We start from the raw sequence: 25,628 nt of genomic DNA, 5'->3' as shown, positions 1-25,628 counted from the left end.
AGAAAAAGGAGCTAATATAAATATTAGCTCCTTTTTAATTATCTTATATAGTTAATCGGTCTACATATTATGCTCCTATTGATTCTCTTAAAAAGTCAATAGACTCAAATATATCTTCTTTTGTAGCTGTTTGATTCAATAAGCAATGCCCTATATCAGACAATAGAGTGAAATTGATTTCATCAGCTGAAGCATTCTTCTTATCGTGCTTCATTAACTCGTATAGAGCCTCATATTCGTCACAACCGAAGTAGAATGTGCCATAGTTCTCTTTGATGAACGATAAGGTCTGCCATAGCTTATCTTTGGGGAAATTACATTTCTTGTGAGACAGATATAACTCACATACAATTCCCCAAGCTACTGCATAACCGTGTTGCATAGGTTGTTTCATTGTATAGGATAAGCTTTCGAAAGCATGTCCTATAGTATGACCAAGATTCAAAGACTTGCGAATATTCTTTTCTAAAGGATCTTTTTCGACAATGTCTTCTTTTACTTCTACCGATTCAACCACTAATTCTTTTAGAATTTGATAGTCAATATTGCGAGTATCGAATTGAAGAAGTTTTACCCAAGTTGATTCATTTGAAATAAGCCCGTGTTTCAGCATTTCTGCATACCCGGACATGAAGTTAGAATGGTCAAGTGATCTGAAAAATACCGAGTCTATCAATACCGTTTCGGCAGCCGCAAAAGCTCCAATCTCATTTTTTAGACCATTGAAATTGATACCTGTTTTCCCTCCCACAGCAGCGTCTACGGCTCCAAGTAAGGTAGTAGGTATATTTACGCACTTTATGCCACGTTTAAAAGAGGCGGCAGCAAATCCGCCTATATCGGTAATCATTCCTCCTCCAAGATTGATAAGGAGAGAATTGCGTGTTGCTCCATTGTTACATAAGAATGTCCAGATAGTAGAAAGACTCTCCAGATTCTTGTTATTATCTCCAGCTTCTATGGTTATTTTTCCAGCATTCTTTATTTCATCCAGATTATTGATAAGATGAAAACATAGCTCCTCTGAATTTCTATCTGTTAGAATAAATAGTTTATCATGAGGAATTGCCGATAATATATTTTTAAGATCTGTATTCAGATCAGTCGATTTGATTACTTTCTGCATTATTTGATATTTTTATAGTGCAAATATTAGTTTGTATATGTAGTCTTATTTAAAATAGCTGCCTTCGGGAAATTTATAACCTCTAAGGAGTTCATCTATTTTCATAGCCTTTTTTCCTGGTAGTTGTATCTCTTTGACTTCAATAGCTCCTTCCATGCATGCAATCTGCAAATATGTTTTATTATCTGTAGAGATGCTACCTACGGGAAGTTGTAATTCGGTCTGAATTTTATTGGCTGAATATATTTTTGCTGCTATCGGCTCTTCTCCAATAGTATATAGTTCAGTCCAAGCAACAGGGTAGGGAGATAATCCCCTAATGTGATTATAGATTTGCTCAACAGACTTATTCCAGTCTATGCGGCATGTTTCTTTAAATATCTTAGGAGCTGATTTTAGCTCTGTCTCATTATTGAAGAATTGCTCTTGAGGGATAGCGTCTACTTTATCTTCGAGAAGTAGGTCAACAGTCTTTTGTACAAGTTTTGCACCCATATTCATTAGCTCGTCATGTATCTTTCCAACATTGTCCGATTCTCCAATAGGAATGCGTTCTTGTGCTATTATCTTACCTGTATCAATTTCGTGTGTCAAGAAGAATGTAGTTGCTCCAGTTTCTTTTTCGCCGTTGATAATTGCCCAGTTAATAGGTGCTGCACCTCTGTACTGAGGCAATAAAGAGGCATGTAGGTTGAATGTTCCAAGGCGTGGCATATCCCAAATTACCTCGGGTAACATTCTGAATGCTACTACAATTTGAAGATCGGCTTTTAAAGCCTTTAGTTCTTCTATAAAGTTTTCGTTCTTTAGCTTTTCGGGTTGAAGAATAGGTAGGTTCTGCTCTAATGCATATTGTTTTACAGCCGAATGTTGTATTTTATGCCCTCTGCCACTTGGTTTATCGGGCATGGTTATAACTCCTACTACATTATAGTTATTCTCAACCAATACACGCAAACTTGCCACAGCAAAGTCTGGTGTACCCATAAAGACGATTCGTAAATCTTTTTTATCCATTAATATTTCGTAAATATCTTTTATATCTTAATTTATGACAGGCTTCTATTGCCCTGCTACCTAAGCAATAAAAAAGTTGGTGACCTTAATCGCGTTCAGAGAAATTATCAACTAACACCTTACGATAGTTATTCAAGATGCTCGATTTGGATACAAATCCCAAATATTTGCCATTCTCATCAATAACAGGTAGATTCCAAGCTTTTGTTTTATCGAATAGAGACATGATTTCCTCCATGTGCATATTGATGCTAATAACCGCAGGAGGAGACACCAAAAAGCGGGTAATCTTAAACTTATCGTATAACTCGGGTCGGAACATAATGTTCCGTATATTGTCTATTAATACAACTCCACTAAGTTTTCCATCATTATCTACTACCGGAAAAATATTTCGCGATGATTGAGTAATTACCTTTACCATATCACCCAAAGTCATGTCTGGATTCACGGCTTGAAAGTTGTGTTCTATCAGCGATTTCAAATCCATAAGTGTTAAGACAGCCTTGTCTTTTTGATGAGTTATCAACTCGCCTTTTTTAGCCAATCGCATAGCGTATATACTATGAGGTTCAAATAATTTGATTGTGGCATATGAGATCGTAGAAACGATTAAAAGAGGAAGTAATAATTCATATCCACCAGTTAATTCCGCGATAAGGAATGTTCCAGTTAAAGGTGCATGCATAACCCCAGCCATAACTCCTGCCATACCCATAAGTGCGAAATTTTCGTGAGGAAGAAATGGTGATAGATGAAGTTGGTTAAGGATATATGCAAATACAAAGCCTGCTATACAACCAAGGAATAACGAAGGTGCAAAAATACCACCGGTACCACCACCTCCATTGGTTGCACTAGATGCAAATACTTTAAATATAAGTAAGGAAACTAATAGTCCGACAATTCCCCAAGATGAATTTTTCAAAGGATAGAATAAACTACCATTCATAATAGATTCATTGTCTTTTAGTCCGCTTAATAAAGAATCTATTGTGTCGTAACCTTCACCATAGAAAGGAGGAAAAAGGAAAATAAGCACACTTAATAAGCTTGCTCCAAGTGCGAATTTCTGCCAATAGTTGAGTTTGCGAAATACATTTTCGATGGCATTCATTGCTCTTGTGAAGTATAAGGAAACAAGTCCGCAAAATATACCTAAAAGAATTACATAAGGTATGCGTTCTAGATGAAATATTTCGACATAAGCATATCTGAACATTGCTCCTGTGCCAGTAGTCATATAAGCAAAGGTAGCAGCAGTAACAGATGTTATCAATAAAGGAAGCACAGTAGTCATTGTTAAATCGAGCATCAATACTTCGATAACAAAAACTAAACCTGCAATGGGTGCTTTAAAGATACCAGCAATGGCTCCGGCAGCTCCGCAGCCTATAAGTAGCATTAAATGACGTTGTTCTATTTTGAAAGCACGACCTAAGTTTGAACCAATAGCTGCACCTGTCAGTACAATAGGTGCCTCGGCTCCTACGGATCCCCCGAAACCAATTGTTACAGAACTCGCGAGGATAGAGGTGTACATATTATGAGCTTTTATATAACTTTTGCGTTGCGATATGGCATAGAGAATTTTAGTTACTCCATGACTAATATCATCTCTTACCACATATTTTACAAAAAGTCCAGCTATGAGAATACCTGCTACGGGATAAATCAGATATAAAAAATTGACATGTGAATCAGTGAAATTATCAGTAAGAAGGTGCTGTATAAAATGAATTATTGTTTTAAGTATAAGCGCAGCGGCAGAAGTAAGTATACCAACAAGAAAACTTAGAAAAATAATAAAGTGCTGTTCTTTGACATTCCTGTTCTTCCAGGCTATAAAACTGTTAAAAGTGCTTTTCTCTGACATACCTATAAATCTTATGAACTTCAAATTTACAAATAAGAATACAAAGAAAGAAGCTTTTAAACAATCAAATTCGGAAAATATGCAGAAGCTAATATATTGTTATATTCTATTGCAATTTTACAGGATCTTATTCCATTTTTTTCTTGAATGCTGAGTCATGTAGGATTATTAATCATTTAATCCCTTACCATAGAGAATTTGTTGTGTGTATTTCTCTACCCTCAATTCTCGGGTTTTTATTTGTTTGGGTGCAGAAAAATACAGAATGTAGGCTCTTTGACGTCCCGGGCTTAATGATTCAAAAGCCGTTTTTAAGGCTGGTATCTCATCTAATTTCTTTTGAAATTCCTCAGGAATCTTAAATTCAGTATTCTTCTTGAAATTTACTTCCAAACCAGACTTTTCAATATCAATAGCTTCATAGATATAGGCTTTTAGGATTGGTTCTATGTTAACTATTTCTTGAATATTAGTGAACCGAACTTGTCGTGCTGCCTGAACATTCTCAGTTTGTTGGACTAGAATATTATTGGGATCTTTTAATAGAGAACCTTTGAAAAATAGAATTGCACAATATTCTTTAAACCCGTGTATTAATACGATGTTTCGATTCTCAAATAAGTAACAAGGCTTTCCCCATTTCAATTCTTCGGTCAGATGACAATCAAGAATGATGGTTCTCAATTTTTCGAACTCTGCCTGCCATTTTGTGGCTTCACTTAAAAAAATATCAACCTTAGGATTCATTATATTCTTTGCCATAATATGTTCTTTTATTGGGTTGAATACTTTTCTGTCTAAATTACTATCCGGTTGTTTTTAGTGCGATTTTTAAGTTTAGGTTCTGTACTATGTCTTCCTTTTTCTATATTTATCTAAACAATAGAAATGCTAAACTCATGAAGCAGCCCCGATAGATTGTTTTCAGAAAATACAGCTTTTTTTATATTGTTCTGCGTAGGACTTATTATAAAATTGTAAGCAGTACTTAAGTTGGCCTCTTTTAGATTGGTATTTGAAAATGTAGCTTCTTCAAGATTAACTTGATCGAAAAGGGTATTTTGTAGTTGAGTTCCTACCAGATCAACCCCCTTCATAGAACACTTCCGAAAGGATGTATTTGCCATCTTAAGTTTCTCAAACGAGCAAAAATCGAGAATGCAATCCACAAAATTTACTTCAAACAGAAATCCAGGACAACGGCTAAAATCGACTCCCATTATTTTACAATTCTCAAATTTAATATCATTCATTTGAGTGTTTGTCAGTTTGCACATAGACAAGTCGCAATTCTTGAAGATACAATTAGAAAAGATGCAGTCGTTTAATTCTTGCTCGAACAGATTACATCTTTCAATAGTACATTCGAAATATTCAATGCCGTACATTCCTGCTTCAAGAAATGCTTCTTGTGTAATAGTTTGGTTTTCGTAAATTTTGCCCATGCCTTTAATAAAATGGTATTATTCTCTAATTACTTTAATTTCTCCTCCTAAACCTAATTTAATAATGCTTGAAGGTTTTGGATTAGAGGTTTCTTCTTGTCGGAAACCTACAATATAATCAACCCCATCTTTGATGACATCCGATATTTGTGAAAAATTCTGAGGAGATGCTTCTCCACTCACATTTGCAGATGTAGATACAATGGCTTTTCGGAATCGTTTGCATAGTTCTTGTGAGAATTTTTCCTGAGTAACTCGTATTGCCAAAGTTCCATCTTCGGCTATTAAATTGGGAGCTACATAGCGGGCCTTATCATAAATGATGGTGAGTGGTTTCTCTGAGATTTCAATTAAATCCCAAGCCATGTCGGGTACTTCGTCCAGATAGTATTCTAATTTTACAGGAACATCTATAAGTACAATCATCGATTTGCTGTCCGAACGTTTTTTTAGTTCGTACACTTTGCGTACTGCATCTTCATTGGTTGCATCGCATCCAATTCCCCAGATAGTATCAGTGGGGTATAGTATAATACCTCCTGCATTCATTATCTCGCAGGCTTTTAGTATATCTTCTTTCATCTTCTTTCTATAATTTAGGTCTCAGACCTTTTTATTGTTTTGCTATGAGTAGAATAGTTATTATGCCATCATTTTATAATAGTCTATGATCTTATGAGTTGATAGATATAAACATTCTTGTAAATAGAATCGTAATGTACCCAATCTACTAACTCACCGGCACGTTTATAACCTGCTTTCTCGAATAGTCGTATACTTTGAGGATTGTCGGTAGTTATGTAGGCAAATATTTGTTTTATGTGTAAAAAAGCAAATACATATTCCTTGATTAAATCAAGAGTTTGCAATGCATAACTGTTATTTCTGTAATTTTCATCAATAAGGATTCCTATCCCTGCTCTGCTATGATGAAAATCGAATTCATATAAATCGATAGTACCAATAGCTGTATTAGTAGCTTTCAGTTCTATCATAAACCGAAGTTGTTTAGCCTCATATATATCTTGTTGTTGTGTTTCTGATATATATTGCCTTAGAGCAAGTTTAGAGTAAGGGGTTAATGTATTGCCATGCACCCAAAGGTTGGTGTTGTTTTCCCATTTGTAAAGAATGTCCAAATCTTCAGGCTCTAGTGAACGAAGTTTAAGTATATCATTTTCAAGAAACATAGTTGTATATTGTTTGGTGAATTGTGTACTAGATTATTTAAAATTCCTGATTTTGGAATTTTGGGTATAAGATTTTATTATTGTTTACTCTATTCTGTATTCTATGCTTTTATTTTGATTACTGTCCATTTTATTAATTATCTCTTCGTAACTGAGATCGTTTGTATTAAATGTGACAATATTATCTTCGGAAATATTTTTTTTCGGTTTCGATACTTTTAGTTTTCCTGCTAGCTGCTCTATCATTACCTTAGTTTTTATACCAGTCGAAACAAATATTGAAAACAGTTTATCATGAGGATAATATTTACTGTAAAATATCTGCATTGCTCCATAAAAAGCATTCGTGTATTTCGAATCGTTTTTATTAGTGCTCTTGCCTTTATAATGTATAATACGTTCGGGCAGATAGTAATTTTTATAGCCTGCTAGCTCTATTCGGTACGATAGGTCAATATCCTCTCCGTACATAAAGAAAGCTTCATCCAATAATCCGGCTTTGTCTAAAGCCTCTTTTCGTATCATCATAAAAGCTCCTGCCAATATTGGAACTTGATGTATGCTATCTTCATCCAAATATAGCAAATTATATCCTCCCCAAAAAACGGACTTTGGAAATATTGAAGCCAGACCAAATATTTTACAAAAGGAAGCCCATGGGGTGGGGAAGCCTCTTTTGGATTCAGGCAGAAACTGTCCCGATCCGTCTATCATTTTTACCCCTACGGCTCCCGATTGAGGTTTGGAATCCATAAATCGGCAAACATTAGACAGAACATTTTCACCTACAATAGTATCGGGATTCAATAGTAGGATGTATTCTCCTTCGGCTAATTTTATGGCTTGATTATTTGCTTTCGCAAATCCCGGATTTGTTTTATTCTCAATGAAGTGAATGTTCGATTGTCGAAATTTACCTTTCAAATATTCAATAGAGCCGTCGGTTGAGTTATTGTCTACTATAAATATTTCATAATTAAAAGCAATGTTTGAAGCCAAGATAGACTTCAAACATTGCTCTAAAAAATATTTTACATTGTAATTAACAATGATAATAGATAATTTCATTTTATGGGTGTGTTCGGGTCAATAACCATCGCGTTCGAACATTTCACCTAAGCGAATAAAAAAGTTTTTCTTGCGACGTCTTCTTTGTTGATTTTCTCCGGCAGACATCATTATGCGTTCAAAAGAAAACTCTCCACGCTCGGCAGCTTTTACTGCATTGTAAATCACTCCCCAATCTGGTAATCCTCCAACGTTACGGTCATCAATAAACAGTTCGGCTGTTAATTTTCGAGACGCTCTCGTAGGGTCTTCTTCCGGATAGTTTTTATTGGCAGCAAAGAAGGTCAATCCTTTTTTAGCACAATAATCAATAGCTTCTTGTAGGAGAGCACCGTCTCTTACTGTCCACAAGATGAGTACATGGCCATCTTTTTGAAGCTTCAATAAAGTATCTATCGCGAATGGTATGGGAGCTCCCAATCTAGGGTATTCGTGTTCAACAATTGTTCCGTCAAAGTCAACAGCAATAATCATAATTTTGTCCTATATTTAATTGCAGTAAATCAGATACTGCTTTATTGTTAAGTTGTTTATAGCTCTCTTTTTTATTCTTGTATGTTAGTCTCATTCTCTATATGTGTCTTACTAGGAGCACACAGAAGCAATGCAAATATACTAAGGAAAGCCAAGTATCTGAAATTTTCGATAGCTGTCAGATTCAAACAAATCAGATTAAATATCGAAATCGCATTCAAAGCAGCCAGACGAGTAATATATTTTGTGAAATATTTTTTTAACGCCGTCTCTGTGTCTGTTCTATCACTTTCACTCAATCGGGGATGGAGCAATTTCAAAGATGCAAATATCCCTCCAAGAGTGATAATTATTCCCCATCGTTCCAGTCCAGTGTTTTCGATTGGCAGCGTATATTTACTTGTATATAATACGTCCAGTACAAAAGCTGTGAACATAATTATAACACAACTCCAGTAGATAAGTTTTAGTTGCTTATGTGTTTTATCAAGCATTTTAAAGTCTATTTTTATAGGTTGAATGATTCATTGAAAAGAATTCTGTTTATAATCGATCTGCCAAGTGTAACTTCGTCAGCATATTCAATCTCATCGCCAATAGATATACCTCTGGCTATCATCGATATTTTGATATTATATGGAGCTAGTTTTTTATAAATATAAAAATTGGTTGTATCACCTTCCATGGTTGTGCTCAACGCTAATATTATTTCATTAATATGTCCTTCGGATACACGTTTTACAAGGCTTTCTATTTGAAGATCTCCGGGGCCAATACCATCAATCGGCGATATAATTCCCCCTAATACATGATATAAACCTTTAAACTGAGAAGTGTTTTCTATTGCCATCACTTCTTTGATGTTTTCTACAACACATACAATCGATTTCTCTCGCCCAGGATTTGCACAGATTGGGCAAATATCGGCATCCGAAATATTGTAGCATGACTTGCAGTACTTCACTTCATTTTTTAGAGTTAAAATGGCTGACGAGAAATTTTCGACACTCTTATTGTCTTGTCGAAGCATATGCAGTACGAGTCTAAGTGCCGTTTTTCGACCTACGCCCGGTAATTTAGCAAATTCATTTACCGCATTTTCTAATAATACGGAAGGGTATTTTTGGATCATTAATTAACTCTTGTTTTAAGTAGTGTACAATTTGCTTTTTTTATAATTGTCTTTAGTTATTTTACTCGCCAAAGCAATAATAAAATTAGAGGTCTTATTTCACAAAGTTATATATTTAGATAAGAGAAATAATACTTCTCTGCTTTTTTAGAGAGAAGTTGTATGTTGAGTAAATCAGAGGCATCGGAGATGCTCTTGATTTCTCCATTTTTATAGAGTATATCTATACTGTTGTCTTTCAGATTGTACATGTCTGTTGTGACAGTTCGCGATGATACAAAATACTCAGCTTCGTTTGCTGATAGATTCCATTTATTCATATATTTTTTTATATATGTATTTATATGGTCTTTTGATGCTGGTTCTGCTAATATTTCAGTTTTAAACAAGTCTCTATTTACAAAGGCATGACTTAATGTAGAAAGCAGAAAATCGTCGGAATTAATCCAAACTTTGAGTGCACACCATATGTCAGAATCATCTAGATTTACGAAATGCTCAATAGCTTCGTCTCCGAAACTCTCTTTCGCAATGTTTTTTGTTAGAAAATAACTTAAAGAAGGGGAAGCGAAAAGTTCTATACCTTGATTTGTTAGTTCCTTTGCTCTTTTCAATGTGCTGATTAATACATTCTCAGCTCCAATAGCTGTCTTGTGGTGATACACCTGCCAATACATTAACCTCCTCGATAAAAGGAAGTTTTCGATAGAATACACACCTTTGGATTCTACTACAAGTTGATTGTTGCGAACATCGAGAATCTGGATTATTCGTTCCGAACCTATATTGCCCTCATTTACACCAGTAAAAAAACAATCGCGACGCAAATAATCAAGCCTGTCAACATCCAATTGTCCGCTTACCAACTGGTGTAAAAATTCTTTTGGATATTCGTTTTTGAATATAGCGATACAAGTATTAAGTTCGCCTTTTAGTTCTTCATTCAGTTTTTGCATCAACCGAAGAGATATTTCTTCGTGGTAAATTCCATTGACAATTGTGTGCTCCAATACATGTGAAAAAGGTCCATGTCCTACATCATGTAGAAGTATACATGCTAAAGCTCCGTTTTCTTCCTCCTTGGTTATTTCATTGCCTTTTGATCTTAGGTTATTTATAACCTCCTGCATAAGGTACATGGCTCCCAATGTGTGATGAAAACGAGTATGTTGTGCACCGGGATAGGCAAAAGAAGCCATACCCAGTTGTTTAATTCTGCTGAGCCGTTGCAAATATGGATGATTTATAATTTGGGATATAAACTCATTTGGAATGGTTATAAAGCCAAAAACAGGGTCATTTATTATTTGTTTGTTCTTTATCACGGTGTATAAAATTAAAAAAAGCACAGATTTGAATTTCAAATCTGTGCTCAAAGGTATAAAATATTTAAGTCTTTTATTGTACAGTATTGGAAGATGTAGGAACTTGTAGTGTAAGTTCCATGTTATTTGCTTTTGCAAATGCTGTTTGAGCTTTAATCATTTCATCCAATTTTACATCAGTATCTTCTAATGTTTTGTTGATGGCTTCGTCCATCTTCATTAGTTCCTCATCCGTATTTTCATTCGATAATTTTGCATATTGCTCATTATATGTATTTACCTGATTTAATAATGATTCTACATATGCTACAGTTGTATTTGCAAATGCTTCGGCTCCCGAAGGTTTTTCCAAAAGTTTGATTTTATCCAAGTCACTTTGGATGCTATCTTTTACTTCTTTCATAGATTCACTCAATAGAGTAAATTGATCAGCAGAGAATTCTTCACTATCAAAAAATGCATCAATTTTGCCATCTAGAACTTCCAGACGTTTTTCTGCATCTTCCGAATATTTCACCAAATTGTCATTATATGCTACAGGATCTACTTTTTGTTCGCAAGATGTAAAAATAACAGATAATGGTAAAAGCAGTAATAATAATTTTTTCATTGTTTTTTATTTATAAAATTAGTTAGTCAGAGCATTTAATTTTGCTATATATGTATCACGCATTCTTTTAGCGTGCTCTACTGTTTCTAAGAAATTAGAATCGAGATTTTTGGCTGTACTAGTCGATGTTGTGTCAGTTATTGTTGTGTACATCTCCTGTGCATTTATAATCTTTTGCAACGATTTGATGTATGCTATAGCTGAAATACGAAGTTCTTCGGCGGGAGGAGGAATGATCAGGTTTTTCAGATCATTGATCTTCACATTCGAAGAATCCATCGCTGTTTGAGAGACAACCTTTATATAGTCATATTTTTTACTGTCGAGTGCACTTTGTACGTTGTTATCATATTTGTTGATAATAACTTCGGCTTCGTCAACCAAAATAGATATATTACTGAAATCCTTATTGCTTCCGGGTTTACATGAAGCAAAAATAAGGGTAAAAGAAATACAGAAAAGAATAAATTTATTCATAAGTATGTTCTAATATATAATCTTCTGCAAAGATAAGTTATCTCTTTGACTTACAAAAATTAAAATAATTTGATATGTAATTTTGACTCATTTTTATTCAAAAATGAATATCCAGTAGAATGAAAATCAGTTATATTTATAACTTTGTCATTGTATACTGTAATTTCTCTAGTCTCGGTCTTCTTTGTTGTGTGGGCAAATAGTAATAACGAAGAGGTTGCAATGATTATAGATAAGAAATAAATGTTTAGTGTTATTTATGGAATTTAGGATGGTGAAATCGCGGAGCTTAGTCTGTTATTTGTTATTTGTTGTTTTTGGCTTGACAATCTTTACGTTTTCCTGTAAACCAGTTAAACTTTCTGATGCAGATCGTCATTTCAAAAATGGGGAATATTTTGAAGCAGCAACTATGTACCGTAAGCTATATAGAAAAACTCCTCCTAAGAATAGGGAGTTGAGAGGGCGTATAGCCTATCGTCAAGCAGAAAGTTTTCGCCTCATTAATAATGTAGCATTAGCTAGTGCTGCTTATGTTAACGCTATCCGCTATAATCCAACAGATAGTTTAATCCGACTACAATATGCACGCACACTGCATAAAGATGGTAAATACAAACAAGCTATAGAACAATATAAGTTATTCTTGAAAACAATGCCCGACAATCAGTTTGCTCTAAATGGATTGAAAGGTGCTGAAATGGCAACGGAGATGAAAGAAAATCCGACTAAATATATTGTGAAGCGGATGGATGTCTTTAATTCTCCACGTGGTGAATTTAGTCCTATGTTATTGCCTCCTGATTACGATCTTATTTATATAAGTACCAGTAGAGAAGGCGTACTTGGTGAGGATAAAAGTTCTATTACGGGCAACAAAAATAATGATATTTTTGTTGCCCGTAAAGACGAGAATGGCAAATGGATGAAGCCCGAATCGGCAGGTCCTGTAAATACCGAAGCAGACGAGGGTACGCCCGCTTTTTCGGCAAGCGGAAATGTTATGTACTATACATTTAGTAAACAAGAACTAGACTGGTCTACTACTGCTGTAATTCATAAGGCACAACGTGCCGATGGGGCTTTTGGTAAGGGCGAAAAGCTAGCTCTTATGACAGACACCATGTCTATGTACGCTCATCCTTCTCTTTCTCCTGCCGGCGACTTTCTGTATTTTGTATCAGATATGCCTGGTGGTTATGGTGGTAAAGATATTTGGAGAGCTATTATGTTTGGAGACGAGATTAGTTATATAGAAAATCTAGGACCAGATATAAACACTGCAGGAGATGAGATGTTTCCTTATGTAAGAACTGATTCTACATTTTATTTTTCGTCAGACGGACATCCGGGAATGGGTGGTTTGGATATCTTTAAAGCGACTTTAAATAATAAGACAAAGGCTTGGAGAATCGAAAATATGGGTTCTCCCTTGAATTCGCAAGCAGATGATTTTGGGCTTACCTTTGAGGGTGATAAAGAAGCCGGTTTTTTCAGCTCCAATAGAGGTGATGGTAAAGGATTGGATCATATTTATTCTTTTGAATATCCGATTGTAAGAGTAGCAGTAGAAGGGTTTGTGGTTGACAAAGATGATGAGTTTGTACCCCGACCTATCATTAGAGTGGTAGGTAATAATGGCACAAACGAGAAATTTGGAGGGAAGCCTAATGGAACATATCGTTTGGATATAGAAAGAGGTGTCAATTATGTATTTTTAGCTAGTGCAGAGGGCTATCTGAATACTAAAATGAGTTTACGAACTGTGGAAACAGAGAAGGACTCTATATATTATGTTGATTTTGTAATGTATGCAATCAATAAGCCGGCTGTTCTTGAAAATATATTTTATGATTTTGATAAGGCAGCCTTGCGAGAAGAGTCTAAAAAAGAATTGGATGATCTTATCGAGCTTCTTGAAATAAACCCGAACGTAACTATTGAGTTATCAGCACATACTGATAGAAAAGGTACGCAAGAATATAATCAACGGTTATCTCAGCGTAGAGCACAATCAGTGGTAGATTATTTGATTGCACACCGAATATCTAAAGATCGTTTAACTGTTGCCGGCTATGGTAAATTACAGCCAAAAGTTGTTACTAAAAATATTGTGAAGAAGTATGATTTTCTGACTGTTGGCGATGTATTGACAGAGGAGTTTATACTAGCTTTATCTCCGGAGCAACAAGAGATTGCTGATCAAATAAATAGAAGAACAGAGTTTAAAGTTCTATCTATTACTTATGGGTTGCATTAAGATTTCAGCTTTTTGATTGCTTTTAGCATTATACGTACAACCAGTTATTGCTTAGCAGTACAGTAATAATTATATGACATTATTATTAGATGAAAAAAATATTTATATGTATATTGTCTATCATTATATCAGGTTTTAGCATTGTTGAAGCACAAGAGCTAAATCTGAAAGTGACGGTCAATAGTAATCAAATTCAAGCGACAGACAAAAGCATATTTACTAAGATAGAAGAGTCTCTAAATCAATTAATAAATGATCGCAAATGGACGGATGCCACTTTTGCATCGAATGAACTAATTGAGGGAAGTATATTGATTACGCTTAGTGAAATTCCTCAAGAAAATTCATATAAGGGCGAGATTCAGATAATAGCTAATCGTCCCGTTTACAATGCGACGTATAATACACCGCTCTTTAACTTTCGTGATACAGAGTTTGAGTTCAGTTATTTATTAGGTGAAAATCTTGAATACATAGAGAGCAACGTAAATAATAATCTGGTAGCTATAATTTCGTATTATACTTATATAATTCTGGGACTTGATTTTGATTCTTTTACTTTACAAGGAGGTAGACCCTATTTTGAGAAGGCGATGGAAATTGTAAATGCGGCTCAGTCGCTGAATGCTAAAGGATGGGCTCCTTTTGGTGGAGATCGTAACAGATATGCCATAGCTTTGTCTTTAACAGAAGAGAGTTCTTCGGTATTTCATTCCATGTGGTATAATTATCATCGTAAAGGTTTAGATGAAATGGCAGCTAACCCTGCTCGTGGTCGTGCAGGTGTTATTGCTACTGTTCCCGATCTGCAAACTATCTATAAAGCCCGACCTGCCTCAGCTATTCTCTCTTTTTATGGAGACACTAAGCTCGATGAGCTTATTAATATTTACTCGGAAGCTACTACTGAGGAAAAAGCTGAAGCTTACAAAATTCTTCAATCTATTTATCCTACAAAAAGATATATTCTAGATAAAATAAAAAAATAAGAATTCTTGCTTTTTTATTCATTTTCCTTGTTCATATAAAAGATATACGTATATTTACGAAAAAATAGTAGATTTACTTAAATGAAATAATAGTATGGAGAAGTTAACTCATCAGGAAGAAGTTGTAATGTTACATATCTGGCAATTAAAAGAGTGCGTTGTCAAGGATATTGTAAATGAAATGAAAGAACCTAAGCCTCCTTATACTACTGTGGCATCTATAGTTCGTAATCTGGAGCAAAAAGGATATTTGAACTCTAAGAAATATGCTAACGTTTATGTTTATTCTCCTCGGGTTGAAGAGGACGAATATAAGAAAGTATTTATGTCAGGGGTTGTAAAAAGCTATTTTGAGAATTCATACAAAGAGCTTGTATCCTTCTTTGCTAAAGAGGAAAAAATATCTTCTTCGGATTTGGAAGAAATAATTCGGATGATAGAAGAGGGTAAAAAAGATCAATAATAAAACTATTACACTATGGCAAGTTTAATTATATCATATGTAATCAAGGCATCTTTGGCTATGATTCTGTTATATGGATTATATGCATTGTACTTTAGGAATGATACTTTTAATAAGACGAAACGATTTTATTTACTATTCATCATATTGTTTTCTTTAGTATATCCTTTCTGTAAATTGAATATTTCGTCAGTCAATGATATTGCTATTTATCAGGCAATACTACCTCAAGTAGAGATTACCACTAATGCTTCTGATACTGCAAGTGTGTTTAGTTTGGGATTAACCGAACTGTTAATATTTGGAATTATAGGTGGAATAGTAATAATGCTTTCCCGATTTTTAATACAAATGTCAGGCATATTAAAGCTTCGATGGAAGAATAGATCTAGTAATAGTCTTAACTATAAGATTATAAAACTAGATAAACCAATGGCTCCTTTCTCATTCTTCAATTGGATATTTGTATCGAATAATGGTCTAAAAGAAGAAGATCTGGAAGTAATGATGGCTCACGAAGAGGAGCATGTTGATCAATATCATTCTTTTGATATACTATTGAGTGAATTGTTTTGTATTTTATTTTGGTGGAACCCTATTACATGGTTATTAAAAAGAGAAATTAAAATAAACCTCGAATATCTTGCTGATAAAGGAGTTTTGGAAAAAGGTGTGGAGGCTAAAAAATATCAGTATCTCTTATTACAAGTCATAAAACCTAGCGCTACTATACAGATTGTTAACAATTTCAATGTTTCACAATTAAAAAAACGTATTACTATGATTAATAAAAAAAGAACCTCAGGACTTATGTTCTGCAAGTATTTACTTGCTTTTCCGATTATAGCACTAATGCTTTTAGGAAATGCTCAAAATACATTCTCTAAACAAATTGAAAATACAGAAGAGGAATACCTTGCTGCAGAAACGGCTTCAAGTCTAAGTTATGATATGCTTCAACAGAAGGAGACGGTTTATACAGCAGTTGAAGTAATGCCTGAGTATCCGGGAGGACCTAGAGCTTTGTTGGAGTATATAAATGCGAATCTAAAATATCCAGAACAAGCAGCAAAAGACAAAGTGGAAGGAAGGGTAGTGCTTCGCTTTGTGGTATCTAAAAAGGGAGAAGTAAAGGAGGTTACAGTGCTAAGGAGTCTGGACACCCAATGCGATGAAGAAGCTATGAGAGTTGTTCGAGAAATGCCTACATGGACACCCGGAAAACAAAATGGGAAAGATGTAGAAGTGTATTATACGCTTCCTATTTTATATAAGTTACAGAAGGATACTAAAACAGAGAGTTAATAGACTTTTGTAAATGTGTAGATTTCTATATAGAAAAGTGGGCAGATGTAGCAAAACATCTGCCCACTTTTTATTCTTGTAAATAAATATTATTCAAAACATTGTATGCTTTCTCTACATTGTCGATATGCTTGATAATAATAGATCGTTTTCCGTGATTCTCTCTTAATTGACAGTCTCGATGATGACCTTGTACATAGCTCAGTAACTTATCGAAAGCTTGAGATTGATAATATAGGGAGTCAGGGTTCGAAACCAGATATAATAACATCTGTCCCTTTTTCAAAATTACTTTCTCTATACTTAGATATTTGGCTATTCTACGGATTCTAATTACGCCTATTAAATCCTGACCTTCTTGAGGTATTTCACCAAAACGGTCTTTCAACATTTTCACAAATTCGGTTATCTCTTCCTCTTTCTCTAGATTATTTAGAGTACTATAAATAGATATACGCTCCGAATCGTTGGGGATATAAATAGGAGGGAACAGAAGCTCTAGATCACTATCAATAACCACATCATCCACAAAGTTATCGCCTTTGTTTTTCTCTCCGTCTTTACTTTCGTGATATAGTTCTGCAAACTCGTTATTTTTCAATTCGGTAACGGCTTCGGTCAATATTTTTTGATATGCTTCGTAACCTAAGTCGGCAATAAAACCACTTTGCTCTGCACCTAAAAGATTTCCTGCACCTCTTATGTCCAAATCTTGCATAGCGATATGTATTCCACTACCCAATTCAGCAAAGTTCTCTATTGCTTGTAATCTTCGCTTAGCCTCAATAGTTAAGCTATCCAATGGAGGAGCGAGCAGGTAACAAAAAGCTTTGCGATTACCTCGACCAACACGTCCACGCAATTGGTGTAAATCGCTCAGACCAAATCGTTGAGCATTATTTATTATTATCGTATTGGCATTAGGTATATCTATACCCGATTCTATGATAGATGTTGCAATCAGTACATCAAACTCATAATCTACAAAGTCAGTGATTATTTCTTCTAGTTTAGCAGGAGGCATTTGCCCGTGTGCAACTGCAATACGTGCATCGGGAACGCCTTTGCGGATAGTTGCTTCTATTTCGGGAAGATTGTTGATTCTATTATTCAAGAAAAACACCTGTCCATTTCTACTCATTTCAAAGTTGATAGCTTCTGCTATGATTTGAGCATCGAAAGTATGTACTTCCGTTTGAGTAGGGTATCGGTTGGGTGGGGGAGTTGTTATAGTGGAAAGGTCGCGAGCACCCATCAATGAGAATTGAAGCGTTCTAGGGATAGGTGTTGCAGTCATAGTCAATGTATCAACATTAGACTTCATCTGTTTTAGTTTCTCTTTAACAGATACTCCAAATTTTTGCTCTTCATCTATGATTAGCAATCCTAAATCTTTGAATTGAATATCTTTATTGACAATACGGTGTGTACCGATAAGTATGTCTATTTCGCCTTTTTTTAGTTTATCGAGCAATTCTTTTACTACTGCCGGTTTACGTGCCCTGCTTATGTAATCTACCTTACAAGGAAAATCTTTTAAACGATCTCTGAAAGTATGGAAATGTTGAGTAGCTAATACTGTAGTAGGCACAAGAACTGCTACTTGCTTGTTATCAGCAACAGCTTTAAAAGCTGCTCTGATAGCAACCTCTGTTTTCCCGAAACCGACGTCCCCACAGATAAGTCTGTCCATAGGACGATGGTTTTCCATGTCTTTTTTTACATCAGCCGTAGCAGTTATCTGGTCGGGAGTATCTTCGTATACAAACGAAGCTTCCAACTCGGTTTGCATAAAGGTATCAGGAGAAAACTTGAAGCCCTCTTCTTCGTTACGTTTCGAATAAAGGACAATTAGATCACGAGCAATGTCTTTAAGACGTTTTTTCGTGTTCTCCTTCATCTTTTGCCATGCTCCCGAGCCTAATTTGTTTAGGCGTGGAGGTTCTCCATCTTTTCCTCGATATTTAGAGATCTTGTATAAAGAATGGATAGGAACAAATATGGCATCATTATTCAGATACGATATTTTGATGTGTTCTTGTAGCTTCTCGTTTACAATGAGTCTTACAAGTCCTCCGAATTTACCGACTCCATGATCGTTATGAACAACAAAATCGCCAACCTGCAATTGCTTTAATTCCTTTAGGCTTAATGCAATCTTACCGGTACGAGCATTGTCTGATTTTAGGTTGTATTTATGGAAACGATCGAATATCTGATGATCGGTAAAACAACATATCTTTAGAGTCTGGTCGTAAAAACCTTCATGTAAGGTTTTGTTTATAGGTACCAATGGTATCTTATCGCCTCGGTCTTCAAAAATTGTTTTCAGACGCTCTATTTGCTTCATGCTATCGCTCAGAATATAGATTGTATATCCTTGTGCTATAAATTCGTGCAAACTTTTGCTGACTAAATCGAAATTTTTATGGTAAATAGGTTGTAATGCAGTATTGTATTCAAAAGAAGCATCGGGAACTCCAGAGCAAGTATTGCCGAATTGCATTTGCTTAAACTTCACAAGTTCGCTTGTAAAGAGTGGCTCGGATATTACTTTCGATTGGACATCGGCTTCGTATTCGGGGTTGTCTAATATAGCACTGTCTTCATATATCGAATTTAGGCGTCCTTGTATCCAAGAATAATCTTTAAATCCGATCACCGTCTCAGCAGGTAGAAGGCTCAATAACGAGTCTTGAAGCTGGCTGGCTTTAGACATTTCGGGTATAACTTGTATAGATGTCAGTTGTTCTTTTGATAATTGACTTTCGATATCAAAACGTCGTATGGTCTCTACTTCGTCTCCAAAGAAATCAATGCGAAAAGGGTATTCGCTGGAGTACGAAAAAACGTCGAGAATACTTCCTCTAATTGCATACTGGCCGGGTTCATATACATATTCAGTGTATTCGAAACCATAGGAATCGAGAACTTCTGAAACGAATGCCGAATCGATTTTCTCACCTACTGCAATTCGCAAAGTATTTTCTTTAAGCGTATCTTTCGATACTACCTTCTCAGCTATAGCTTCGGGATACGTAACTATAATAAGTGGCGTATTTTCTCCTTGCAATCGGCTCAAAACTTCGGTTCTGAGTATGGCATTTGCTGGATCAGATTGTCCATACTTAATTGCTCTTTTGTATGCAGAAGGGAAAAAAAGTACATCTTTTGATCCTAATAGCTGATTGAGGTCGTGATAAAAATATCCGGCCGTTTCAAGATCGTCTAATATGTATAGATATTGCCCCTTTTTTTGATTGAATAAAGCTGATACAAAAACTGACCATGAAGAGCCAAGTAAGCCTTTTATGTGTAAGTTTTTGTCTTTATTTAGAGTGCTTGATATCGCTTTTATGCTTTTATGTCCATCGAAAAGATGGAGAGGAGAAATCGATTCCAAAATAGAGTTGTTTTATGCCTACAAAGGTAATAATAATTGAAGATAGCAGCAATATAGATGTGAATAAAAGAGAAATCACAACTTTTTGATGAAAAATGTTTAAAAATCGGAGAATCTATGCATAAACTGAATTATGGAATAGCTAATTTTGGGTAAAAATATAATGTGATGTCGGATTCTATTGTTATTATCCCAACGTATAACGAAAAAGAGAATATCGAAAAAATGATCGAAACGGTGTTTTCTCTTTCGAAATCTTTTCATATTCTGGTAGTCGATGACGGTTCTCCCGATGGTACGGCTGCTATTGTTAAGCGATTGCAGGAAAAGTATTCTGATTTGTTATTCTTACTCGAACGAAAGGGTAAGCAAGGGTTGGGTACTGCCTATATTGCAGGTTTTAAATGGGCTTTGGCTCGCGATTATCAGTACGTTTTTGAAATGGATGCTGATTTTTCGCACGACCCGAATGATTTGATACATCTCTATAATGCGTGTGTGATAGATGGTGCAGAGATGGCAATCGGTTCACGATATTCTACAGGCGTTAATGTCGTAAATTGGCCTATGGGAAGGGTTATCATGTCGTTTTATGCATCGAAGTATGTAAAACTGGTGACTGGAATGGATATACATGATGCAACAGCAGGTTTTGTTTGCTATAAGAGAAATGTATTAGAGTTTATAGACTTAGATAAAATTCGATTTAAAGGATATGCTTTCCAGATTGAAATGAAATACACTGCTTATACTTTAGGCTTTAAGTTGAAAGAAGTATCTATTATTTTTGTCAATCGTGTTTTAGGCGAATCGAAAATGAATGCAGGCATTTTCGGAGAAGCTTTTTATGGTGTAATAAGACTTCGTCTCAATAAAATGATGGGTAAAATTAAGGGTCAATCCCAGTAATTGATATTCAATAAAATATATGCACACTAACTTACAACGAACCAATACTGAGGGTCGAAGCCCTTTACACGAGTACACTCCAATTACATATAGCGTATAATCGTTTATTTTTGATTATTTTTGTCTTCTGAAAAGAGATTGGGCTCAATCCCTCTAACATTACAGATACAAGAATGAGAGTAGACATTATAACCGTACTTCCACAAATGCTCGAAGGAGCAATGAATTGTTCCATTCTAAAAAGAGCACAAGATAAAGAACTTGTCGAAATACAAATTCATAACCTTCGTGATTATTCGTCAGATAAACATCATCGGGTTGATGATTACCCTTTTGGTGGAGAAGCCGGAATGGTGATGCAAATTGAACCTATTGATAATATTATATCTCTTTTAAAAAGCCAAAGATCGTATGATGAAGTAATCTTTACATCGCCCGATGGTGAGCGCTTCGATCAGAAGATGGCAAACAGAATGTCGTCTTTCGAAAATATAATTATCCTTTGTGGTCATTATAAAGGTATAGATTATAGAATCAGAGAACACCTCATAACTAAAGAAATCTCAATAGGAGACTATGTCCTTACCGGAGGCGAACTTGCTGCAGCTATCATAACGGATGCAATAGTTCGGTTAATTCCGGGGGCTATCGGCGATGAGCAATCGGCTTTATCCGATTCATTTCAAGATAATCTACTCGCTCCACCCGTTTACACACGCCCTGCAGAATATAAAGGTTGGAAAGTTCCCGATATATTACTATCTGGTCATGAAGCTAAAATAGACGAGTGGAAGTTGAAGCAAGCCATAGCCAGAACTAAACAGCTTAGGCCTGATTTGTTAGAAGATAAATAGGTAATTAAATGATATAGGTTATTTATTACACTGGTTTTAGTTGTAACAAATAACCTATATTATTATTTTATTCACAAGAGAAGTCTGATACATTAGAATGGATATCCTACAGCAATATGCCAAGCTGTATTTTCCCTGAATTTAAGAGGTTTTAAGATAGACCATTTCGATTGATAACCATCTACTACTTGATATCCACTATCATCCATTCTATAATTAGGAATATCAGCCGGATTATATAGTTTCCATCCACAATCGAGACGAATGATTACAAATTCGAGATCGAGTCTTACCCCCATTCCCCAAGCATATGCAATCTGTTTGTAGAAGCTATTTACTTTAAATTCTCCTTTTTCTTGACGATCGCTCCCTCTTACAGTCCATATATTTCCGGCATCCAGAAATGTAGCTAATTCGAGTTTCCAGAATACTTTGCTTCGGTATTCAATGTTTGCATCAAATCTGATGTCTCCTGATTGATCATTGAAATTGGCATCAGCACGATAAAATGCTCCGGGACCTAATTCACGGGCAGCCCATCCTCTTACACTATTAGCTCCTCCAGAGAAGAAACGTTTCTCGAAAGGCACTTGTGTGTTATTACCATACGCATAGGCTATACCGCCACCTAATCGCCAAGCAAAAGCATTTTTCTCATCAATACGTATCGATTTGCTATAATCAAAATTACCACGTATATATTGAGCAAAGAACGTGTCAAATACTTTTCTCGATCCGGTCTCAGGATCTTTCTTTACGTTAGCTAATGCAGCTGCTAATGCAAGTGCATTACCTGCTGTCTCGATAGATGCTCTTAATGAGTATGTAGATCTATTGGTATTTCTTCGGTTTGAAGCGATGATTCCCGGAATTATACTATTCGTTTTATAGTAGGTGTATCCTGTGGCTAGTATAAACTGATCGGTAAAACTATATAGCTTGGCATTGGGCGATAACGTATTTTCGAATCTAGGATCTAGGTGAGGTATATGAGCATAACTTATCTCTACAAGATCAAGAGTGTGACGTACAGTGTTATTATTTCTGTTTTCCCATATATACTTTACTCCGGTAGAAAAAACCGTTCTTGTAAAGTAGTTTGGACGGCGTTGGTATGTATAGCTTGAGACTACTTGTGTTGACGCTCTTAACCTACGCCTTAGATCGTGATCTAAGAATGGAAATAGAAACCGAGGGAATGTTAGTGATGTTTCTCCACCTATTTCAAAATAATTGTCTTTGAAGCTCGAGAAGTTAGGTGTAACCGCCTCGTACGAACCTAATATTTTAGCATTGAATACCTCTGAGCCTTTAAAGGCGTTTCGATGTACATAGCCTAAGCTAGCACCAACACCAAAAAAACCGGCTGAATTTGTTCCTTCTACTTCCGCAGATATACCTTGTCTTTTATCAGGCACTGCGGTTATAATACATCTGAGTTTGGTTGAATCATTCTCTAAATATTCTTCGTATTTGATATTTACATTTTTAAGAATATGTAGTTGCGACAATGAATTGTAAGTCATTGAAACCTGATTCTCATTATATAATGCCTGAGGTTGGATATAGCAATTATCTAAAATTACAAAAGGCTTTATATATTTACCTCGTGTGCCATAATATATCTTGTATTTTCCTCTGGTTACAGTATCTGTGGCGTTATAATTGCTTATGTCACCATCTGCAATAGGGTCATAATCAACATATATATCTATTTTACCTACATAGTATTGGCGATGAGGTACTTCTATTGATTCGTTATTGCCGATACGTTGAGTAAAGGGATAAATGATAAGTTCTAAATCTACTTTGTTTTTTTTCTCTAAAGTATCAGCCACAAAGCCTATATATTCTTTATTGAAAGCCATGTAGCCATTTCTTTTCAAAATAGAGGTGATACGGTTACGTTCTTCATCTAGTAGATCTAAGTCGAATCGATCTCCTTCTTTTAGGAGGTTTCCTCTGCTTAAGTATTTGTTTAAGCTTATTTGGGTAGAGTCTAAGGTTGATTGTGCTCTTCTTCGTCTGTTAGACAGAAATGATTTATCTATGACTTCGGGAGAAAATACTGTGTCACTTATATTTATAGTATAGCTTTCGATACTAGAAGGTTCTCCGGATTTTACTTCATATATTACTTTTGCTTTTTTGTCTTTTTGTATAACCTTAGGAGCTACTTCTGCTTGTAGATATCCTTTGTTATTCATTATTCTCTCAAGGTTTACTATTGTTGGCTCTACTTGTGTACTATCATACAAAACGGGAGGTTCTCCTCCATTCTTTAAAGCTCTATTGTACCACTTGGTAGAGTCTCGCCCTGATAGATTATACATAAATAAAGGGAACTTAAATACTTCAAATGTTTTGAAATTGGCTTTTTGTTTCACATAGGGCTCTAAATCAAAAAACGAAACATCTTTTGCATCCACTTTTACAGTGGCTACATCGAGTAAATATTCGTTGTCGGGGACATATTTGGTAGAGCTACAAGAATAGCCCAATATTAATAAAGTGCCTATTATGAAAATTATATTCTGAGGTCTGAGTTTCATTTATCTGTATGTATAGGTAACATTATAACAATAAATAATATTGCTACATTTTATAATTATAACTGCCTCTAGTTATTTACTTGCCAAAGTAAGAATAAGGTTTGTGACCTTAAGAGACTATTGATTGTTTAAAAAACGACAAATTTAGGATATAATTGTATCTTTTTTGTAGATTTGCCTAACAAAGAATTATTAAATAATGTTGGTTATCATAGTTGAATGAATTTAAGTAAGAATAAAATAAAATATATACAATCCCTGAAAGATAAAAAGTCTCGCGAAGAGCATGGAACTTTTGTTGTGGAAGGGGATAAAATGGTAGCTGAATTATTAAACGTGATGAAATGTCAATTACTAATTGCGACTCCCGATTTTATTCAATCAAATTTTATTCAACAAGCCAATATAGACGAAATTATAGAGGTATCCAAACCTGAACTATCAAAAGCCAGCTTTTTAAAAAATCCACAACAAACTTTAGCTGTATTTTATCAGCCACATTATGCTCTTGATAAAGAACATTTGAAAGAACAGTTAAGTTTAGCTTTAGATTGTATTCAAGATCCCGGAAATTTTGGTACGATAATAAGATTGGCCGATTGGTATGGCATTGAAAATATAATATGCTCTACTGATACTGTTGATATTTATAATCCTAAGGTTGTACAAGCTACTATGGGAGCTTTAGCGAGAGTTAAAGTCCATTATGTAGATTTATATGCATATTTGAAAAATACGGAAGGAATCCCTCTTTACGGCACTTTTTTGGATGGTAATAATATGTACGAACAAGAATTAACACAAACGGGTATTATTGTCATGGGAAATGAGGGCAATGGTATCAGCACAGAAATAGAAACACTTATTACAAACAAACTTTTCATCCCCAATTATCCCCAAGACAGAGAAACATCCGAGTCTTTAAATGTAGCAATTGCAACTGCTATAATTTGTACTGAATTCAGACGAGGTTTGCAAAAACAATAATGATATTTGAAGTGTTGTAATTAACTAGAGTAATCAATTTGCTCAAGATTGTTTGAGGCTGATTTTTTTTGGTCTTGATATAGGTTATGTACATTTCGATAAAATGTTATAAAACATTCTAGATTTTAAGATTTTAATTAAGAAAATTCTTAAATTTAGGATGTGT

At 35.1% G+C, this 25,628-nt stretch carries 23 protein-coding genes; 7 read left to right on the top strand and 16 right to left on the bottom strand.

Features of this window, described 5'->3' with window-relative positions; translation table 11 throughout:
* Positions 1 to 67 precede the first annotated feature (67 nt).
* From aroB to HGC4_RS16170, 14 genes are all read right to left on the bottom strand, one after another.
* A complete protein-coding gene (aroB, locus tag HGC4_RS16235; protein WP_050711187.1) occupies positions 68 to 1,126 on the bottom strand; it encodes a 3-dehydroquinate synthase in 1,059 nt (352 codons plus the stop codon).
* Between the two features lie 45 nt (positions 1,127 to 1,171).
* Positions 1,172 to 2,143 (bottom strand): methionyl-tRNA formyltransferase, encoded by a 972-nt coding sequence (gene fmt, locus HGC4_RS16230; RefSeq protein WP_050711186.1) that lies wholly within the window; start codon positions 2,141 to 2,143, stop codon positions 1,172 to 1,174.
* An 85-nt stretch (positions 2,144 to 2,228) separates the two neighbouring features.
* Positions 2,229 to 4,019 carry a chloride channel protein gene (locus HGC4_RS16225; RefSeq protein ID WP_050711194.1) on the bottom strand — a complete coding sequence of 597 codons (1,791 nt, stop codon included), beginning with the start codon at positions 4,017 to 4,019 and terminating at the stop codon, positions 2,229 to 2,231.
* Between the two features lie 168 nt (positions 4,020 to 4,187).
* Positions 4,188 to 4,781 carry a YdeI/OmpD-associated family protein gene (locus HGC4_RS16220; protein ID WP_050711185.1) on the bottom strand — a complete coding sequence of 198 codons (594 nt, stop codon included), beginning with the start codon at positions 4,779 to 4,781 and terminating at the stop codon, positions 4,188 to 4,190.
* A gap of 113 nt (positions 4,782 to 4,894) precedes the next feature.
* On the bottom strand, positions 4,895 to 5,464 hold the full coding sequence (locus HGC4_RS16215) for a pentapeptide repeat-containing protein (protein ID WP_050711184.1): 570 nt from the start codon (positions 5,462 to 5,464) through the stop codon (positions 4,895 to 4,897).
* Between the two features lie 18 nt (positions 5,465 to 5,482).
* Positions 5,483 to 6,046: an L-threonylcarbamoyladenylate synthase gene (locus HGC4_RS16210; protein WP_050711183.1), complete on the bottom strand. Its 564-nt coding sequence runs from the start codon at positions 6,044 to 6,046 to the stop codon at positions 5,483 to 5,485.
* 83 nt (positions 6,047 to 6,129) lie between these two features.
* A complete protein-coding gene (locus HGC4_RS16205) occupies positions 6,130 to 6,654 on the bottom strand; it encodes a GNAT family N-acetyltransferase (protein ID WP_050711182.1) in 525 nt (174 codons plus the stop codon).
* An 84-nt stretch (positions 6,655 to 6,738) separates the two neighbouring features.
* Positions 6,739 to 7,722, bottom strand: a complete 984-nt coding sequence (locus tag HGC4_RS16200) for a glycosyltransferase family 2 protein (protein WP_050711181.1) — start codon at positions 7,720 to 7,722, stop codon at positions 6,739 to 6,741.
* A gap of 18 nt (positions 7,723 to 7,740) precedes the next feature.
* Complete coding sequence (locus tag HGC4_RS16195) at positions 7,741 to 8,196, bottom strand: BT0820 family HAD-type phosphatase (protein WP_050711180.1); 456 nt, start codon at positions 8,194 to 8,196, stop codon at positions 7,741 to 7,743.
* A gap of 71 nt (positions 8,197 to 8,267) precedes the next feature.
* Positions 8,268 to 8,690: a hypothetical protein gene (locus HGC4_RS16190; RefSeq protein WP_050711179.1), complete on the bottom strand. Its 423-nt coding sequence runs from the start codon at positions 8,688 to 8,690 to the stop codon at positions 8,268 to 8,270.
* 14 nt (positions 8,691 to 8,704) lie between these two features.
* On the bottom strand, positions 8,705 to 9,328 hold the full coding sequence (gene recR / locus HGC4_RS16185; RefSeq protein ID WP_050711178.1) for a recombination mediator RecR: 624 nt from the start codon (positions 9,326 to 9,328) through the stop codon (positions 8,705 to 8,707).
* A 107-nt stretch (positions 9,329 to 9,435) separates the two neighbouring features.
* Positions 9,436 to 10,653, bottom strand: a complete 1,218-nt coding sequence (locus HGC4_RS16180) for an HD domain-containing protein (protein ID WP_050711193.1) — start codon at positions 10,651 to 10,653, stop codon at positions 9,436 to 9,438.
* A 73-nt stretch (positions 10,654 to 10,726) separates the two neighbouring features.
* A complete protein-coding gene (locus tag HGC4_RS16175) occupies positions 10,727 to 11,263 on the bottom strand; it encodes a hypothetical protein (RefSeq protein WP_050711177.1) in 537 nt (178 codons plus the stop codon).
* A gap of 18 nt (positions 11,264 to 11,281) precedes the next feature.
* On the bottom strand, positions 11,282 to 11,740 hold the full coding sequence (locus HGC4_RS16170; protein ID WP_050711176.1) for a hypothetical protein: 459 nt from the start codon (positions 11,738 to 11,740) through the stop codon (positions 11,282 to 11,284).
* A 259-nt stretch (positions 11,741 to 11,999) separates the two neighbouring features.
* On the opposite strand from HGC4_RS16170, the gene HGC4_RS16165 reads away from it, so the two are divergent.
* The 4 genes from HGC4_RS16165 to HGC4_RS16150 all read left to right on the top strand — a co-directional run bounded on the left by HGC4_RS16165 (position 12,000) and on the right by HGC4_RS16150 (position 16,757).
* A complete protein-coding gene (locus HGC4_RS16165) occupies positions 12,000 to 14,000 on the top strand; it encodes a PorE family type IX secretion system protein (protein ID WP_242047159.1) in 2,001 nt (666 codons plus the stop codon).
* A gap of 89 nt (positions 14,001 to 14,089) precedes the next feature.
* On the top strand, positions 14,090 to 14,989 hold the full coding sequence (locus HGC4_RS16160) for a type IX secretion system protein PorD (RefSeq protein WP_050711174.1): 900 nt from the start codon (positions 14,090 to 14,092) through the stop codon (positions 14,987 to 14,989).
* A gap of 94 nt (positions 14,990 to 15,083) precedes the next feature.
* Positions 15,084 to 15,452, top strand: coding sequence for a BlaI/MecI/CopY family transcriptional regulator (locus HGC4_RS16155; RefSeq protein WP_050711173.1), 369 nt, complete (start codon positions 15,084 to 15,086; stop codon positions 15,450 to 15,452).
* A gap of 15 nt (positions 15,453 to 15,467) precedes the next feature.
* Complete coding sequence (locus HGC4_RS16150) at positions 15,468 to 16,757, top strand: M56 family metallopeptidase (RefSeq protein WP_050711172.1); 1,290 nt, start codon at positions 15,468 to 15,470, stop codon at positions 16,755 to 16,757.
* A 70-nt stretch (positions 16,758 to 16,827) separates the two neighbouring features.
* Here HGC4_RS16150 and mfd read toward each other — a convergent pair whose 3' ends face one another.
* Positions 16,828 to 20,160: a transcription-repair coupling factor gene (gene mfd / locus HGC4_RS16145; RefSeq protein WP_050711171.1), complete on the bottom strand. Its 3,333-nt coding sequence runs from the start codon at positions 20,158 to 20,160 to the stop codon at positions 16,828 to 16,830.
* A 168-nt stretch (positions 20,161 to 20,328) separates the two neighbouring features.
* Between mfd and HGC4_RS16140 the strand changes: the two genes are divergently transcribed.
* Positions 20,329 to 21,069, top strand: a complete 741-nt coding sequence (locus HGC4_RS16140; protein ID WP_050711170.1) for a polyprenol monophosphomannose synthase — start codon at positions 20,329 to 20,331, stop codon at positions 21,067 to 21,069.
* A gap of 173 nt (positions 21,070 to 21,242) precedes the next feature.
* Positions 21,243 to 21,923, top strand: a complete 681-nt coding sequence (gene trmD / locus HGC4_RS16135; protein ID WP_050711169.1) for a tRNA (guanosine(37)-N1)-methyltransferase TrmD — start codon at positions 21,243 to 21,245, stop codon at positions 21,921 to 21,923.
* A 92-nt stretch (positions 21,924 to 22,015) separates the two neighbouring features.
* Here the strand turns inward: trmD and HGC4_RS16130 are convergent, their stop codons facing one another.
* Positions 22,016 to 24,475: a translocation and assembly module lipoprotein TamL gene (locus tag HGC4_RS16130; protein WP_050711168.1), complete on the bottom strand. Its 2,460-nt coding sequence runs from the start codon at positions 24,473 to 24,475 to the stop codon at positions 22,016 to 22,018.
* A gap of 219 nt (positions 24,476 to 24,694) precedes the next feature.
* Between HGC4_RS16130 and HGC4_RS16125 the strand changes: the two genes are divergently transcribed.
* Positions 24,695 to 25,462, top strand: a complete 768-nt coding sequence (locus tag HGC4_RS16125) for an RNA methyltransferase (protein WP_050711167.1) — start codon at positions 24,695 to 24,697, stop codon at positions 25,460 to 25,462.
* Positions 25,463 to 25,628: the final 166 nt, after the last annotated feature.

It is taken from the genome of Dysgonomonas sp. HGC4, assembly GCF_001261715.1.
GTDB lineage: Bacteria > Bacteroidota > Bacteroidia > Bacteroidales > Dysgonomonadaceae > Dysgonomonas_A.
The sequence above is the reverse complement of the archived record's forward strand: the minus strand, read 5'-3'. Positions and strand labels throughout refer to the sequence as shown.

Coding starts and splice junctions, on each gene's coding strand:
- aroB (WP_050711187.1), bottom strand. CDS start 1,126: ATGCAGAAAGTAATCAAATCGACTGATCTGAATACAGATCTTAAAAAT.
- fmt (WP_050711186.1), bottom strand. CDS start 2,143: ATGGATAAAAAAGATTTACGAATCGTCTTTATGGGTACACCAGACTTT.
- HGC4_RS16225 (WP_050711194.1), bottom strand. CDS start 4,019: ATGTCAGAGAAAAGCACTTTTAACAGTTTTATAGCCTGGAAGAACAGG.
- HGC4_RS16220 (WP_050711185.1), bottom strand. CDS start 4,781: ATGGCAAAGAATATAATGAATCCTAAGGTTGATATTTTTTTAAGTGAA.
- HGC4_RS16215 (WP_050711184.1), bottom strand. CDS start 5,464: ATGGGCAAAATTTACGAAAACCAAACTATTACACAAGAAGCATTTCTT.
- HGC4_RS16210 (WP_050711183.1), bottom strand. CDS start 6,046: ATGAAAGAAGATATACTAAAAGCCTGCGAGATAATGAATGCAGGAGGT.
- HGC4_RS16205 (WP_050711182.1), bottom strand. CDS start 6,654: ATGTTTCTTGAAAATGATATACTTAAACTTCGTTCACTAGAGCCTGAA.
- HGC4_RS16200 (WP_050711181.1), bottom strand. CDS start 7,722: ATGAAATTATCTATTATCATTGTTAATTACAATGTAAAATATTTTTTA.
- HGC4_RS16195 (WP_050711180.1), bottom strand. CDS start 8,196: ATGATTATTGCTGTTGACTTTGACGGAACAATTGTTGAACACGAATAC.
- HGC4_RS16190 (WP_050711179.1), bottom strand. CDS start 8,690: ATGCTTGATAAAACACATAAGCAACTAAAACTTATCTACTGGAGTTGT.
- recR (WP_050711178.1), bottom strand. CDS start 9,328: ATGATCCAAAAATACCCTTCCGTATTATTAGAAAATGCGGTAAATGAA.
- HGC4_RS16175 (WP_050711177.1), bottom strand. CDS start 11,263: ATGAAAAAATTATTATTACTGCTTTTACCATTATCTGTTATTTTTACA.
- HGC4_RS16170 (WP_050711176.1), bottom strand. CDS start 11,740: ATGAATAAATTTATTCTTTTCTGTATTTCTTTTACCCTTATTTTTGCT.
- HGC4_RS16165 (WP_242047159.1), top strand. CDS start 12,000: ATGGAATTTAGGATGGTGAAATCGCGGAGCTTAGTCTGTTATTTGTTA.
- HGC4_RS16160 (WP_050711174.1), top strand. CDS start 14,090: ATGAAAAAAATATTTATATGTATATTGTCTATCATTATATCAGGTTTT.
- HGC4_RS16155 (WP_050711173.1), top strand. CDS start 15,084: ATGGAGAAGTTAACTCATCAGGAAGAAGTTGTAATGTTACATATCTGG.
- HGC4_RS16150 (WP_050711172.1), top strand. CDS start 15,468: ATGGCAAGTTTAATTATATCATATGTAATCAAGGCATCTTTGGCTATG.
- HGC4_RS16140 (WP_050711170.1), top strand. CDS start 20,329: ATGTCGGATTCTATTGTTATTATCCCAACGTATAACGAAAAAGAGAAT.
- trmD (WP_050711169.1), top strand. CDS start 21,243: ATGAGAGTAGACATTATAACCGTACTTCCACAAATGCTCGAAGGAGCA.
- HGC4_RS16130 (WP_050711168.1), bottom strand. CDS start 24,475: ATGAAACTCAGACCTCAGAATATAATTTTCATAATAGGCACTTTATTA.
- HGC4_RS16125 (WP_050711167.1), top strand. CDS start 24,695: ATGAATTTAAGTAAGAATAAAATAAAATATATACAATCCCTGAAAGAT.